This is a genomic window from cf. Phormidesmis sp. LEGE 11477, assembly GCF_015207105.1.
Lineage (GTDB): Bacteria > Cyanobacteriota > Cyanobacteriia > Phormidesmidales > Phormidesmidaceae > Phormidesmis.
Genome location: NZ_JADEXO010000020.1, coordinates 1 through 13,318, shown reverse-complemented (window position 1 = coordinate 13,318; position 13,318 = coordinate 1). Strand labels below are relative to the sequence as shown.

Here is a 13,318-nt window from a genome sequence, read left to right as displayed (position 1 = left end):
TTTGGTCGCTTCATCGTCTCGATTGCAGTTTGCGATAGACCTCTTTTAGATCGACATCGTGGTGGGCGATCGCCACGAGCGTGTGATAGAGCAAATCGGCCACTTCTCCGGCGATCTCGTCGGGCTCATCATCTTTGCAGGCCATGACGACCTCGACCGCTTCTTCGCCAATCTTTTGCAAGATTTTATTGTCGCCACCCTCAAAAAGCTTGTTGGTATATGAGCCTGGCTGAGGGTTTTGCTTGCGATCGCGAATCACACCAAACACCTGTGAGAGCGTATCCGCAGGCGGTGGCAACACCTGAGTGCCCTCTGGATTTTCGATCTGATGAAAGCAGCTGCGCGCTCCGGTGTGGCAGGCAATATCGCCTATCTGTTCAATCGTCACCAGTAGCGCGTCGCTGTCGCAGTCATAGCGCAAGCTCCTCACCTTTTGGATGTGGCCAGAGGTTGCGCCCTTATGCCACAGCTCTTGGCGCGAACGGCTCCAGTACCAGACCTCGCCTGTCTCCATCGTCTTTTGCAAGGCGTCGGCGTTCATCCAAGCCATCATTAGCACGGTGCCGTCTAGATAGTCTTGGGCGATCGCAGGCACTAACCCCTGCTGATTAAAGCGGATTCGATCAATTGGAACAGTGCCCACAAACGGAGTCATAGCTTGTCGAGAATTAGCAAAAATATAGTCTCCATGCTACAGGCTGAGTGGGCATTGAACTGAGTGCGATCGCTTCAATCTTGATCCGGGATCAATATCTGGCTCAATCTCTTAGCTCAATCAGCATCTGCCCAGTTGAACCTGCCTAATTAATAGAGTCGTAACATTACGACACCATTCAAAAACAAAAGCGAACCCAACCCGCTACGATAAAAAACACTGCTTTTAAACACTCAATTCAGGAGCGCGCTTTGGTTAGCACCACGACCTTAAAAACAACCAAGTCTGACGAGATTTTCTCAGCAGCCCAGTCTCTCATGCCCGGTGGCGTCAGCTCTCCCGTTCGGGCTTTTCGTTCTGTCGGCGGCCAGCCCATCGTCTTCAAACGGGTCAAAGGCGCGTACGTTTGGGACGTAGACGAGAATAAGTACATTGATTACGTTGGTACTTGGGGGCCTGCGATTTGCGGTCACGCTCATCCAGAGGTCTTAGAAGCGCTCCATGCCGCGCTCGATAACGGTACTAGCTTTGGTGCGCCTTGCCAGCTAGAAAACGTGCTGGCTGAAATGGTGATTGATGCGGTTCCTAGCGTCGAGATGGTTCGCTTCGTTAACTCTGGTACAGAAGCCTGTATGGCCGTGCTTCGCCTGATGCGTGCCTTTACAGGCCGCAACAAGATCATCAAGTTTGAAGGCTGCTACCACGGCCATGCCGATATGTTCTTGGTCAAGGCTGGCTCTGGCGTGGCGACACTCGGCCTGCCTGATTCTCCAGGCGTTCCTAAAGCGGCTACCGCTGATACGCTAAACGCCCCCTACAACGATTTAGAAGCGGTCAAAAAGCTCTTTGCTGAAAATCCCGATGAGATTTCTGGGGTAATCTTAGAGCCTGTGGTCGGCAACTCTGGTTTTGTCGTGCCAGACGCTGGCTTCCTCGAAGGTCTCAGAGAAATCACCAAAGACAACGGTGCGCTGTTGGTTTTTGACGAAGTAATGACTGGCTTTCGCATTTCCTATGGTGGTGCCCAACAAAAGTTCAACGTCACGCCTGACTTGACGACGCTGGGTAAAGTCATCGGCGGTGGCCTGCCTGTTGGCGCGTACGGTGGTCGCCGCGAAATTATGGAAATGATTGCACCTGCTGGCCCTGTCTATCAAGCTGGTACGCTTTCTGGCAATCCTCTAGCGATGACCGCCGGGATCAAAACGCTCGAAATTCTGCGTCGCTCCGGTGCTTACGATCAGCTAGAACGAATCACTAAAAAGCTCAGCGAAGGCTTGCTAGCAGCCGCTCGCGATGCTGGCCACGAGGTGACAGGAGGCAGCATCAGCGCCATGTTCGGCATGTTCTTTACAGGCTCGCCTGTCCACAACTACGACGATGCCAAGACCTCCGATCTAGAGAAGTTCAGTCGCTTCCATCGAGGCATGCTAGAGGAGGGCATTTACCTGGCACCTTCTCAGTTTGAGGCCGGCTTTACCTCACTAGCGCACACTGACGAAGACATTGAGCAAACGATTGCTGCGGCGCGTCGGGTGTTTGCAGAGATCTAGACGATGCAGTGAGCACAATATGGTGAACAGTGCAGCGAAAAGTGCAGTGAACATATACGACGATGAGCTATCCGTTCTAGAAGCTGAGATTGGCGGCGCTAGCCCGCACGATCCGCTCGATCTGATCGCCCTTGCTGGGGAGGAAAATGAGCCGAAGCCGGACGCGGATGTGATGCTGGCGCTGCTATATCATCCTGATAGTCAGCAGCGGATGCTAGGTGCCAGGGCCTTCTGTGAAATAGTAGACAACCGGGCCATTCCCTTTTTAATCGGTCTATTGGGTGATCCTTGTCCTCTGGTGCGAGTGAGCGCAGCCAATGCCCTAGGACACAACACTAGCTCGACCGCCGTGGAGCCTTTGATGGCTCAGTTTCATCGAGACTGGAATGGCTATGTCCGCAAAGGGGTGATCTGGGCGCTAGGCAACAGCCATGATGCCAGGACGATCGATACGCTAATTGATGCGCTCAAACATGACATCGCGGCGGTGCGCCTGTGGGCGGCAAGTGCGCTAGGTCAAACGCCCAAAATTGACTATGACTGCATGATTAAGGCGATGCCCGCTCTGATTGGTGGACTGCGCCGCGATGCCGTCGCTGCGGTTCGCAGTAACTGTGCTTGGGCAATCGGACAGATCTGCGCGGAACTGCCGTCAAATGTGGTCTATGCGACGGCCATCGATGCGCTGATCGAGGCGTTTGCAGAAGACGATGAGTTTGGCGTTAAAGAGGATGCTCGTTCTGCGATCTTAGGTGTAGGCGACTCTCGCGGGCTCCAGGTAATCGAAGAGATTGAGCAAGACGGTTATTTTTGAGACTGTCGGGCTCGATTTGCGCCCGGCAGATTCTTAGCTTGCTGCCGCAACTTCTATATTAAAGATATGACGCCCTGGCTATGGCTGAATCTAGCCTGCTTGTTCTCGCCACCAGTCAGCGGCCACGGCAAAGTCAATCTCTTTGCTCAGGCAAGTAACGCCTGCGCGCGTACCCTCTAGAAACTCGTAATCGGCGGCAGTAGCAGAAGCTAGTTCTGCAAACTCGGAAGTAGGCACACGGACAACTTTGTTATCTTTGAAGGTAACTACAATCTCATTGGTCTTTGCATCGTAGCGGGCACTGGTTAGATCGCTTGGCAGAGCCTCTGGCGCTGAAATTACGGCATCATAAGTTAGAGGGCTGAGCGTCATGTGTCTTCTCCGTAAATTGAGTCCCAAATTTCCCATGCCTGATCGAGATTTGCGACTAGAATTTCGACGTATGCTTCTATTTTAGAAGCTTTGAGCTTACCTGACAGGATCTCGGCATCACCTAGCGATCTACCATACGCATCTTCGCTACCGTCCTCTCGTTTACCAAGATAGATGCGTAGCTCCCACTCAGGCCGAACTGGGCTAGGTTTGACATGCACATGGGGTGGGCGATGGTCGCGGGTGTACACCAGATAGAGGATACCGCCGAGGCGGAAGACCGTAACCATAGGCTTGTTAGAGATGATGAAGATGGTCAATGAGAAAGATACAGCAAAGCGCGGATGCAATCGACAATAACTCCGATCTGCTTTGCAGATAAAAGTTCATCTACTTCGATAGCTGACTAGCCGTCTCTCTGGTCTGATTCCAAAATGCGTCTACGAACGATTGACCCTCCTGCATGAGAGAGGCTATCACTTTTTTTCCAGCAGTCTGCGGTGTTCCAGCGGTGAAAGGGGGCTCTGGAGAGTACTCCATCATCAGTTGAGTTACCTGTGCGGTCTCTTCATTGCAAAGCAGGCTCAAAAGAGTGAACGCAAAGTCGATACCAGAGGTGACGCCTGCACCTGTCACTCGATTGCGATCCACAACTACTCGCTGTGGGACAACTTCTACACCTAGCGCGGCGAGCTGATCTCGAAAGGCCCAATGACAAGTCGCACGATATCCGTTTAGCACTTGCGCTGCGGCTAAAATCATAGATCCTATGCAAACACTCGTTACATACTGAGCAACATCCGCCTGCCGTTTTATAAAGGCTAGGACGCTCTTGTCCTTCATCGCGTCAAGCTGTCCTAATCCACCACCTGGTACACAAATGACATCCAATGGCGGACAGTCTGAAAAGGTAGTGGTCGGCGTGAGCACTAGCCCTTCATTGCTTTCGACGGGGGACAAGTCCTTCCAAACTAGATGAGTCTGCGTATTCGGTGGGAAAGACAAAACTTGGTAAGGCCCGGTCAAGTCGAGCTGAATAACGCCTGGGTAAATCACGAAGCCAATTTGTAGTGGAGGCATAGTACGCGGTTGCTCATAGTCTGCGGTTGTGAAACGATCGTAGAACTCGGCCTAGAGGTTGAATAGACCTCAAGTGGGTACACCTTCAGCGACATCATGCCCCCTGACTTACACTCATTCTTCAGTGTGATCGCAACCGCGCCTACTGAAGAAGTCTTGCGATACCGATTTATGGATATCGCTAGTGATTGCTTTGGCGTACAGCGTTGGGGGATCTATTTATTAAATGAACAAAACAAACTGAAAAGTGTTGATGCAAAGGGCGTCTCAGACACTTTCATCGAGCGCTATCAGCAGTATGGTGCATCGGTCGATCCGGTCTTACGCTACGTTCGCCATTACCATGCACCGGCCCATGAAGCGATTGTTCTGCCACAAGGTGGTTGGAAGCAAAGCGAGCTGTATAAAAGGTGCTGTTCAACCCATAATCACGAGCACATAATGACGGGGCCGATTGTCGGCAAAGGTCGCTTAGTTGGGACGGTAAATTTCGCGCGGATTGGTAACGCTCCCTCTTTTGGACGATCAGACCTAGCAGCATTAGGCGCGGTCTGTGCTCATTTCTCAGCGCGGCTTGCAGAAGTGCGATCGCTTTCCGCTACAGCCCAGAACATCTTGCTTCAGCGGCTGACACCACGAGAGGTTGAAATCGTAGACTTAGTGGCCAAAGGATTGACCAATGCGGCGATTGGGAAAGAACTATGGATTACGCAGAATTCTGTCAAGCAGGCGCTCAAGCGAATGTTCAAGAAGTTAGGTGTTTCCGCTCGTACGGAGATGGTAGCGAAGCTAAGAGAACATATATAGAAACGTTGAGTAGCGCTGTTGCTTACTTGTTCTACTAGCAGTACTCAGCACCTGCTTTTCTCGCTACGTCAACGCATCTACTTGTTCCAAAAATGAAGAATTTTGGAGCAGTTAGCATGTACTATCTTAGAGGTCGCTAACGGCGTCCGAACGTGTTCCGAGAGCTTTCATGTGCAACTAGGTACCCATACCCCAAACGTTTAGAGTGTAGTGCCGATACTTTTGCAAACAGGTGATCTTCGTATTTTGGGTTACCCCGGTGACCATCCTCCGATACACGTTCATGTCGTTACTAGAGATCGCTTGTTAGAAGTAAAAATAGATATCTCTGGCTCTGAACCAACGGAGATGCGACTGGCTAAAGATGAGCGGATGAAGACGATAGCAAAGCATACTAGGTGAGCACTCAAACTTTGCAGAGATAATCTAGAGATACTCACAGAAGGGGCCAAAAAATATTATGCTGCACAATAAAGCGACCAGTGCTCACTACGACCGTGAACGTAAGGCGGTAGTGGTGGAGTTTGCTGATGGCTCTGCTGGCATCTGGCCAGTGCGCCTATTAGAGATGGTCAGATACGACGGGGTAATGATTGGGTGCCGCTCGAAGCAACCGAGGCTCAGCTAGAAGCCGTCGATCTAGGCGGGGAGCATGTTTACTGGGATGAGATAGGCCAAGACTTTCGTGTCTCCGATCTCAAAGCGGGTATCTATGGCCGTGAGGTGTGGATGGCTAAGATCGAACAACAGATGGCGATCGCCTCTCAGCTAGATGACCGTTTTGTTGATAGAGGGGTGTGTGATCGCGCCTTTTCAGTCATAAATCAGCGTGATTATCAAGCCTAACTAAACGCCTTGGCATGTCTGATTAAAAAGGATAGATAAGACCCCTAGGTGAAGCACCATTTTGAGCTAAAGCGATGTCAGTAGGGGATAAACAATCTGATTACACAACACTGAAATCTCTGTTCTAGCTGGCCTGCTCTAAATCTTCTACGCGCCCATTGATGTTCGCCATCGCTAATAGCAGCGCCTGGGTAGCTTGCTGACTAGCACGCCGATCTGCACGCATCTCTTGAATCAGAATATTAAATCGGTCATCGCTCTCGATAGCCCGTTCGGTCAGAACCGAGAAGGCTTCGGCATTCCTCGCGATTTGCTGTTCATTAACAGATTGTCCATCGACTGTTCTCTCCAATGCAGCCTCTAGGCGATCTAGCCGTTCGTAGTTAGCGCGAGCTTGCTGGGCGCTGGGCTGAATGAACTCAATTATCAACAAGTTGATGGTGTTACTGAGGGTTTCTAGTCCTTCTTCAATTCGGTCTAGTCGATCAGTCATGCCTGATGCCTTTTTCAGAGTTTTGCAGTGATGCGATCGCATACTGAAGGCAAGCGCGGATATCCTCCGTTTGCAGCTCACTACTCACTATAGTAGTCGCGGATGATATCGCTAAAAGATAGCTCTTCATTGGGTAGTTCGAGCACATTCTGAACGGGAATGTGCGTCTCGGCGATACAGGGTTTGCCAAAGTGAATCAGTGGGTCAACCACAATTCTATCCATGCCGACATGCTCGCAAGCGATAGCCTTTATTCTACGTCAAAGGGCAGGTTGCGAAATTCGTTCGGGAAAGCAGCTATTAGGGCTATTAGCCTTCTGGTTTCCGCTCTATCCACTCAGCAAGTGCATAGCCTGTTGCTCTGTAATCTTTTAGCGCTTCATCCGCTGCTTCCATTTGTTGGCGAAATTCGGCACCATGGTTTCTTAACTTATGCATGTGCTTACTAAGCTGGGCATACGCGATTTCAAATGCCTTTTTTCGCTTTGCTAGCTCAGGTTCGTAGGGATTGATAGCCATGTGCTTCGATAGATGGAGTAGCACTAATATGCCCATCTTCAAACGTGGTTCTCGTGACTACGCTTTAAAGCCCCTACTCTGAATAGATTCTCAAAAGCTAATCGTTGTGACTGGCAAACTTTGACAGCACATAGTAATTACTCAGCTAACGCCCTATCTTGTGGATTAAACGGATGTACTGAAGCGTTGATACGTGATCGCATAGCTGAAGATAGCGAAGCTTCGACTGCTTAGCTACCTTTCCTTAATCCCTCCGCTAGAATATGGGAGAGAGTTCAAATGTACTGTTTTGATGTTGAGGCTGCCTCAATCAGTGTAAGTAACGTCTTAAGGAGGCTTGTAGAACGTGTCTAATAGTCTGAATATTTGTGATGTGAATACGCTAGATGAGAAAGAACCTACATTTGTACTGGATTTTTTGACTGAGACAATCACAGTGCGAGAGCTGATTCGCTCGCGGGTGTACCAAGAGGTCAAGGATTACAATACAGAGCCGTCAGCGTATTTTTCAGGGCTTGTACAGCCGTCAGGAACAGAAAAAATGCTGAACGGGTACAAGCTGAGAGCGCCTAGAAGGATTAGCTGGGAAGCGCAGTTCGAGCAGGCGATCGCATCCTTTCAAAGCAATGGCTTTATTGTTCTAGTCAATGACGAGCAGGCAATCGCCTTAGATGATGAAATTGTCGTAGCACCTGAGACGACTGTTGCCTTCTTAAAGCTTGTTCCTTTGGTAGGTGGGTAGTGATGAGTGAAGACGCTACGCTGAGCCAAGAAGAGTGCTTAGCACTAATTAAGGAAATTGAAAACTCTTTCTTCTTTGCCCATAAATGTCAACGAAAGCTAGTTGACCAGCTCCGTTCGGGCTCTACCGAAGACAGAAATGTACTGATTAAGAAAATTGAGAATTCTTTCCCTTCTGCCTATGAAGATTGTCAAAAGCTAGCTGACCAGCTCCGTTCGCTCTCACCCAAAAACAACGTTATACTTTCGCTCGAAATAAAGCGCTGGTATCGCAGGCAGATAGAAACAGACCTACCGCGAGTTGAGACAGATGAAACAAAAGGGCGTCGCCAGGGGGTTGATAGCATTAGCTACGTTCTCCATGACATGGCTCGGATAACCTGCCAGAAGCTACCTTTTACCTACCCACAAGTAATGGAGTGGCTATCTCATATCTCCTCTCTACCCCTGTCAGACAAAACGGCCAGACATGCGAGCTACGTCGGCATCTCAGTTATCTTAAATCACTATCTAGAAGCTCATCCCCTGACACTAGCCCTGCAAGAAAGTATAGAGAGGATATATACCAATCTCGATGCAAGTGGCTCTGTTTTAGTGAATGATTTAGACGGATACGCTTGGAAGGCCGGTTTGTATGTTCTGACATCTATTGGCCTAGAAACCATGCCGCAGGTAATTAGAACAAGTAAATCTGACCTAGCCGCTGAATATGTTAGAGCCTGTCCAATTGAAGTAAGAGCTGCCTGGGTACATTTGTTGAATCAGTGTAATAGAGCACCAGGATCTAAACCTTCCAAGACGTGGTTGAAAGCTGTCTCATCAGAGTTAGAAATTATCGGAAAAGACTCTTTTGTGCGAGCGTTGCTCAGCTGGCTTCCATTGGTAGAGCAGCAGCCAATTGTTTTGAACGAAAAAGGGCGGAACAGCTTCTACTACAACAGTTACATTTTCAAATGGCTAATGTGGCTTGGTGCTGAGCAAAATAATGCCGAGCTAGCCCAAGCCATCGGGAGCCTGGCCAATGCTGCTTATAGCAAGAATAACGAGCACGGTTCGCGCAGAATCAGTCTTGGCAACGTCTGCGTTATGGCGCTGGGACGAATGCAAATTCCGCAGGCCGTAGAACAGCTATCTTTACTCAAAGCGAAGGTGAAGTTCACGCCCGCTCAGAAACAAATAGAGAAAGCTCTAACCCAGGTTGCCGAGCGAGAGGGCCTAACTTGGATAGAAATTGAAGAAATGTCTGTACCGACCTATGGCCTGACAGAGGTCGGGATTCTTCGTGAGACGCTAGGCGACTATACGGCTGAGCTACGAGTAAGAGATACTAACCGGGTTGTTATTAGCTGGATTCGACCCGACGGAAAATCACAAAAATCTGTTCCTAAGGCGGTTAAAGATCACTCTGCTGAGGCGCTGAAGAATCTAAAGCAGACCGTCAAAGAACTCAGGCGTATGCTGCCTGTACAGCGCGATCGCATCGAATCGATTTATCTTCAGCCCAGAACCTGGGACTTTGCAACCTGGCGATCGCGCTATTTAGATCATCCCTTAGTTGGAACATTAGCAAGACGGCTGCTCTGGCAGTTTGAGTCAGGCACAGAGGAAAAAGAAACCTCTCACACCGTAGGTATTTGGCAGACGGATCGGCTAGTTAACCTCGAAGGGCAACCCATTTCTGAGCTGGATGATACCACCCGAGTCAGCCTCTGGCACCCCATCACCTCCGATAGTGAGACCATCCAGGCATGGCGTCGCCAACTGTGGGAATATCAGATCCAACAGCCCTTTAAGCAAGCGCACAGAGAGGTCTATTTGCTCACCCCGGCAGAGGAGGCCACGCGCACATACTCCAACCGCTTTGCAGCCCATATCCTCAAGCAGCATCAGTTCAAGGCACTGTGTGATCGCAGAGGTTGGCGGTACTCATTGCAGCTAATGATAGATTGCAACTTGGACAGTTCGGCTGTTCTAATGCTGCCTCATTGGGATCTCCAAGCAAAATTTAGAGTAGAAGGCGTGGGTGAAGAGTACGGCGAGGACTCGACAGACGCAGGTACTTTTTGGCATGTAGCAACCGATCACACCAGCTTTCAGCTTCTTAATAGCCCGGCAGCGATAGAACCGCTCGGCTTATCTAATATTCCGGCCATCGTTTTCACCGAAGCGATGCGAGATATCGATTTGTTTGTAGGCGTTGCTAGCGTTGGTAATGACCCTAACTGGATTGATAGCGGCAATCGGCATCAGCACCAAACCTACTGGCATAGCTATTCTTTTGGCGATCTTTCTGCCACTGCGAAAACCCGGCGGCAGGCGTTAGAGAACTTGGTCCCTAAGTTAAAGAAAATTCGCGATCGCTGCTCATTTCAAGACCGTTTCTTGATCGTTAAAGGCGATATCCGTACCTATAAAATTCACTTAGGCAGCAGCAATATTCTGATGGAACCTAACGATCAATACTTATGCATTGTAAGGAGTCATAACGCTCACGCCGAGTCATTTTTCCTGCCTTTTGAGGGCGATAAAACGCTATCGTTGATTTTGAGCAAAGCCTTTTTGCTAGCGGACGATGCCAACATAAAAGATGAAACCATTGTGCAACAGATACAAAGAGGGTTGGCGTAAGGAGCGTTGGCGTAGAGTTCCATAGTTGAACTGGTTGTTTGTGATGAGTCAACAGTCTCGAACATTCCTTGTCTTTTCAGTACTAGACTGCTAGCACTACACAGAGACTGCGGATACTGAGCTTATGCAACCTATCGACTGGCTGATTGTTATTGGCTACCTAATTTTGACGCTGGTTTTGGGTGCGTATGTCTCTCGCCGAGTGCTGAACCCGGAGCGGATAGATTTTTTTGCTGCGCGGCGATCGCTCTCTTGGTGGCTATCAGGCACCAGTATGGCAGCGACGACGTTTTCTGCGGATACGCCGCTTTATATTGCTGGGATTGTGGCCAATCGCGGGATTGCGGGTAATTGGGAATGGTGGTGCTTTGGCTTTGCCCATGTGCTGATGATCTATCTGTTCGCGCGGCTGTGGCGACGCTCAGAGATTGTCACGGACGCGGAGCTAACTGAGCTGCGCTATGGCGGTGAGCGGGCGGCGGTGCTGCGGGGAGTGAAGGCGTTTTTGTTCGCGGTGCCGATTAACTGCTTGGGCATTGGCTATGCAATGCTGGCGATGATGAAGCTGATGGCGGTGCTGCAAGTGTGGGATGGAACGGATGCGTCGGTAGGCGGACCGAAGGTTTGGAGCGCGATCGCACTTACGGTCATTGTCATCTTCTACGCTGCCTTCTCTAGTCTTTGGAATGTAGTTGCTACAGATTTCTTTCAATTTTTCGTGGCGCTGCTCGGCTCCCTAGTGGTTGCGGCTGTCTCTGTCAATGCAGTCGGCGGTATGCGCCCGCTGGTTGAACAGCTCAGCGCCAGCAACCCTGAGTTGCTGACTTTTACCCCGCTGCGGTTCGATCAAGGAATTGAATGGAGCGCTCTGGCGGCGATTCCCTCCAGCACTTTTCTGGCCTATGGCTTTTTGCAGTGGTGGTCTTTTCGGCGCAGCGATGGCGGCGGTGAGTTCGTTCAGCGACTAGCTGCCTCGAAAACGACGGCGGATGCTGAAAAAGCCGCTTGGTTATTTAGCGTTTTACACTACGTCGTACGGACTTGGCCCTGGATCATCTCAGCCCTCGCCGCCGTTGTGCTCTATCCAGATCTGGTTGATAAAGAGCTGGGCTACCCTTTACTGCTGGTGGACTATCTACCACCCGTGATTTTGGGTGTGGTGGTGACTTCTTTAATCGCGGCTTTCTTGAGCACAGTCTCAACCTTGATTAACTGGGGTGCGTCCTATCTCACGACTGACTGGTATGTTCGGTTTTTGAGCCCGACCGCGACGACTGGTGAGAAGCTGCTAGCAGGCAGGATAGCTTCGATCCTGATAGCGATTTTAGGCGGCATGGCCGCTTTCGTTTCGAACGATATCGCGACGATTTTTCGGCTAGTCATCGCTGTCGGTACCGGGCCGGGGCTGGTTTTGATCTTGCGCTGGTTTTGGTGGCGAATCAACGCGGCGGCTGAGCTAGCAGCGGTGGTGGTTGGTTTCTTGGTTGGGTTGGTGACCAGCGCGGGGCCGAGCTGGCTGGTGATAGAGGAGTTTGGCTTGCGGCTAATGATTATTACTGCTGTAACAACGCTGGTATGGGTAGTGACGATGCTATTGACGCCAGCAGAGAGCGATCAGGTGTTAGATCGCTTTTATGCGAAGGTTCGCCCTGGGGGACCAGGCTGGCAAAAGCAGCAGCAGCGCACGGGGATAAAGCCATTGCAGAATCTGGCTCTAGACGGGCAAAAAGCAGTGGCGGCAGGGCTAGTACTGTTTGGGTCGATGTTTGCGGTGGGTGGGTTTTTGTTGTTGCGATCGCTTACTGGCTGGCTCTCTTTAGCCATTGCGGTAATCAGTGGTTTCTGGCTACGTCAGCTCACCAAACGACCTGCCTTTTCGACGCCTCGCCCTGGGGTCGAAGATGGCTAGAATTTGGCGAAGCTAACCCGCTAAGATGAAAGTAGGAATTTACATAACTTCAATTAAGTCGCGCCGCCATGGGTTTCTTTCGTCAATATATTGCACCGCTGTTTATCGTACTGATTTTTGCAGTTGCGCTACTAGCCGTCAGCGCCAGAATTTTTCTACCCAGCGATATGATGGCCCCTGCGCCGATAGAAGAACCCATCTCCGTACTCCTTGACCATACGGGCGTAAGTGTAGACATCGCAGTTTTTCCAACTACTTAGTGCCTAGCTCCTTTGCTGTTCCCGGATATCGGCTAGAATCTGGCTCTACATTAGATAGAGCTCGCCTAGTCAAATTTATGCAGCGCGCCTATCGCGATTTGGGCGCTACCGAAACCGGTGACCATCTAGCCGATACCGTCAATCGCCACTTCACTGCTAGCTCTAAGCTGTGGTGGCTGATCGGCCCTCAATCCTTTCTATCAGGGGGATTGCCAGGACTGCAGCGGCACCAGCCTGTGGGCTGCCTTTGGCTAGGCGAATCTATCGATCAGCGCAACGGACACCGGCAAGCCTACGTTTTTTTACTCTATGTAGAAGCCGCCCACCGTCGCAAAGGTCTCGGTAGCGCGCTCATGCGACACGCTCATCAATGGGCAAAAGAGCAGAACTATCAGCAGGTCAACTTACAGGTATTTGAAGATAATATCGCTGCGCTTAGCCTATATCAAAAGCTGGGTTACACACCGCAAGCGAGATGGATGTCTGTAGATATCTAGAGATAGATAACTAGAGATATTACCTCGGCAACAAAATGCATAAGCCTGAAGTAAATCCCCTCCACCGGAGGGGTGCCCAACGGGCGGGGTGTGTTGGCAGTGAGTAGCGCTAGCGGCTGTATTCTGTTTGTCCGCCAGAGTAAT

The 13,318-nt window shown here is 50.4% G+C and carries 17 protein-coding genes; 10 read left to right on the top strand and 7 right to left on the bottom strand.

The features are described from left to right. Positions 1 to 10 precede the first annotated feature (10 nt). Complete coding sequence (gene hisIE, locus IQ256_RS08375; protein ID WP_193855087.1) at positions 11 to 655, bottom strand: bifunctional phosphoribosyl-AMP cyclohydrolase/phosphoribosyl-ATP diphosphatase HisIE; 645 nt, start codon at positions 653 to 655, stop codon at positions 11 to 13. A 251-nt stretch (positions 656 to 906) separates the two neighbouring features. On the opposite strand from hisIE, the gene hemL reads away from it, so the two are divergent. Then, entirely contained in the window at positions 907 to 2,208 is a 1,302-nt protein-coding gene (gene hemL, locus IQ256_RS08370) for a glutamate-1-semialdehyde 2,1-aminomutase (RefSeq protein ID WP_193855086.1), read from the top strand. 19 nt (positions 2,209 to 2,227) lie between these two features. Then, entirely contained in the window at positions 2,228 to 3,022 is a 795-nt protein-coding gene (locus IQ256_RS08365) for a HEAT repeat domain-containing protein (protein WP_228024688.1), read from the top strand. A gap of 90 nt (positions 3,023 to 3,112) precedes the next feature. Here the strand turns inward: IQ256_RS08365 and IQ256_RS08360 are convergent, their stop codons facing one another. From IQ256_RS08360 to IQ256_RS08350, 3 genes are all read right to left on the bottom strand, one after another. Then, positions 3,113 to 3,394, bottom strand: a complete 282-nt coding sequence (locus tag IQ256_RS08360; protein WP_193855085.1) for a hypothetical protein — start codon at positions 3,392 to 3,394, stop codon at positions 3,113 to 3,115. Then, a complete protein-coding gene (locus IQ256_RS08355) occupies positions 3,391 to 3,684 on the bottom strand; it encodes a DUF4160 domain-containing protein (protein WP_193855084.1) in 294 nt (97 codons plus the stop codon). The genes IQ256_RS08360 and IQ256_RS08355 overlap by 4 nt, the downstream gene beginning before the upstream one ends. Before the next feature lie 100 nt (positions 3,685 to 3,784). Further along, on the bottom strand, positions 3,785 to 4,474 hold the full coding sequence (locus IQ256_RS08350; protein ID WP_193855083.1) for a DJ-1/PfpI family protein: 690 nt from the start codon (positions 4,472 to 4,474) through the stop codon (positions 3,785 to 3,787). A gap of 96 nt (positions 4,475 to 4,570) precedes the next feature. Here IQ256_RS08350 and IQ256_RS08345 point away from each other — a divergent pair, with 96 nt between their 5' ends. The 3 genes from IQ256_RS08345 to IQ256_RS08335 all read left to right on the top strand — a co-directional run bounded on the left by IQ256_RS08345 (position 4,571) and on the right by IQ256_RS08335 (position 6,127). Next, entirely contained in the window at positions 4,571 to 5,281 is a 711-nt protein-coding gene (locus IQ256_RS08345; protein ID WP_193855082.1) for a LuxR C-terminal-related transcriptional regulator, read from the top strand. Between the two features lie 460 nt (positions 5,282 to 5,741). Then, positions 5,742 to 5,909 carry a hypothetical protein gene (locus IQ256_RS08340; protein ID WP_193855081.1) on the top strand — a complete coding sequence of 56 codons (168 nt, stop codon included), beginning with the start codon at positions 5,742 to 5,744 and terminating at the stop codon, positions 5,907 to 5,909. Continuing rightward, positions 5,879 to 6,127 (top strand): hypothetical protein, encoded by a 249-nt coding sequence (locus IQ256_RS08335; RefSeq protein ID WP_193855080.1) that lies wholly within the window; start codon positions 5,879 to 5,881, stop codon positions 6,125 to 6,127. Before IQ256_RS08340 ends, IQ256_RS08335 begins: the two co-directional genes overlap by 31 nt. 124 nt (positions 6,128 to 6,251) lie before the next feature. Here IQ256_RS08335 and IQ256_RS08330 read toward each other — a convergent pair whose 3' ends face one another. From IQ256_RS08330 to IQ256_RS08320, 3 genes are all read right to left on the bottom strand, one after another. Next, positions 6,252 to 6,620 (bottom strand): hypothetical protein, encoded by a 369-nt coding sequence (locus IQ256_RS08330; RefSeq protein ID WP_193855079.1) that lies wholly within the window; start codon positions 6,618 to 6,620, stop codon positions 6,252 to 6,254. An 80-nt stretch (positions 6,621 to 6,700) separates the two neighbouring features. After that, on the bottom strand, positions 6,701 to 6,844 hold the full coding sequence (locus tag IQ256_RS29520) for a DUF433 domain-containing protein (RefSeq protein WP_228024687.1): 144 nt from the start codon (positions 6,842 to 6,844) through the stop codon (positions 6,701 to 6,703). A gap of 85 nt (positions 6,845 to 6,929) precedes the next feature. After that, positions 6,930 to 7,139 (bottom strand): hypothetical protein, encoded by a 210-nt coding sequence (locus IQ256_RS08320; protein WP_193855078.1) that lies wholly within the window; start codon positions 7,137 to 7,139, stop codon positions 6,930 to 6,932. Between the two features lie 346 nt (positions 7,140 to 7,485). Here IQ256_RS08320 and IQ256_RS08315 point away from each other — a divergent pair, with 346 nt between their 5' ends. From IQ256_RS08315 to IQ256_RS08295, 5 genes are all read left to right on the top strand, one after another. After that, positions 7,486 to 7,881: a hypothetical protein gene (locus IQ256_RS08315; RefSeq protein WP_193855077.1), complete on the top strand. Its 396-nt coding sequence runs from the start codon at positions 7,486 to 7,488 to the stop codon at positions 7,879 to 7,881. Positions 7,882 to 7,883: 2 nt separating this feature from the next. Then, entirely contained in the window at positions 7,884 to 10,508 is a 2,625-nt protein-coding gene (locus tag IQ256_RS08310) for a DUF4132 domain-containing protein (RefSeq protein WP_193855076.1), read from the top strand. A 124-nt stretch (positions 10,509 to 10,632) separates the two neighbouring features. Further along, positions 10,633 to 12,417 (top strand): sodium:solute symporter family protein, encoded by a 1,785-nt coding sequence (locus IQ256_RS08305; RefSeq protein ID WP_193855075.1) that lies wholly within the window; start codon positions 10,633 to 10,635, stop codon positions 12,415 to 12,417. 68 nt (positions 12,418 to 12,485) lie between these two features. Beyond that, complete coding sequence (locus tag IQ256_RS08300) at positions 12,486 to 12,677, top strand: hypothetical protein (RefSeq protein WP_193855074.1); 192 nt, start codon at positions 12,486 to 12,488, stop codon at positions 12,675 to 12,677. Beyond that, positions 12,677 to 13,174 carry a GNAT family N-acetyltransferase gene (locus tag IQ256_RS08295; protein WP_193855073.1) on the top strand — a complete coding sequence of 166 codons (498 nt, stop codon included), beginning with the start codon at positions 12,677 to 12,679 and terminating at the stop codon, positions 13,172 to 13,174. Before IQ256_RS08300 ends, IQ256_RS08295 begins: the two co-directional genes overlap by 1 nt. Positions 13,175 to 13,318 lie beyond the last annotated feature (144 nt).

Excerpts from the sequence above, each read along its gene's own strand:
- IQ256_RS08300 (WP_193855074.1), top strand. The coding sequence starts at position 12,486 with ATGGGTTTCTTTCGTCAATATATTGCACCGCTGTTTATCGTACTGATT.
- IQ256_RS08345 (WP_193855082.1), top strand. The coding sequence starts at position 4,571 with ATGCCCCCTGACTTACACTCATTCTTCAGTGTGATCGCAACCGCGCCT.
- IQ256_RS08305 (WP_193855075.1), top strand. The coding sequence starts at position 10,633 with ATGCAACCTATCGACTGGCTGATTGTTATTGGCTACCTAATTTTGACG.
- IQ256_RS08320 (WP_193855078.1), bottom strand. The coding sequence starts at position 7,139 with ATGGCTATCAATCCCTACGAACCTGAGCTAGCAAAGCGAAAAAAGGCA.
- IQ256_RS29520 (WP_228024687.1), bottom strand. The coding sequence starts at position 6,844 with ATGGATAGAATTGTGGTTGACCCACTGATTCACTTTGGCAAACCCTGT.
- IQ256_RS08350 (WP_193855083.1), bottom strand. The coding sequence starts at position 4,474 with ATGCCTCCACTACAAATTGGCTTCGTGATTTACCCAGGCGTTATTCAG.
- IQ256_RS08360 (WP_193855085.1), bottom strand. The coding sequence starts at position 3,394 with ATGACGCTCAGCCCTCTAACTTATGATGCCGTAATTTCAGCGCCAGAG.
- IQ256_RS08355 (WP_193855084.1), bottom strand. The coding sequence starts at position 3,684 with ATGGTTACGGTCTTCCGCCTCGGCGGTATCCTCTATCTGGTGTACACC.
- IQ256_RS08365 (WP_228024688.1), top strand. The coding sequence starts at position 2,228 with ATGGTGAACAGTGCAGCGAAAAGTGCAGTGAACATATACGACGATGAG.
- IQ256_RS08340 (WP_193855081.1), top strand. The coding sequence starts at position 5,742 with ATGCTGCACAATAAAGCGACCAGTGCTCACTACGACCGTGAACGTAAG.
- IQ256_RS08310 (WP_193855076.1), top strand. The coding sequence starts at position 7,884 with ATGAGTGAAGACGCTACGCTGAGCCAAGAAGAGTGCTTAGCACTAATT.
- IQ256_RS08330 (WP_193855079.1), bottom strand. The coding sequence starts at position 6,620 with ATGACTGATCGACTAGACCGAATTGAAGAAGGACTAGAAACCCTCAGT.
- hisIE (WP_193855087.1), bottom strand. The coding sequence starts at position 655 with ATGACTCCGTTTGTGGGCACTGTTCCAATTGATCGAATCCGCTTTAAT.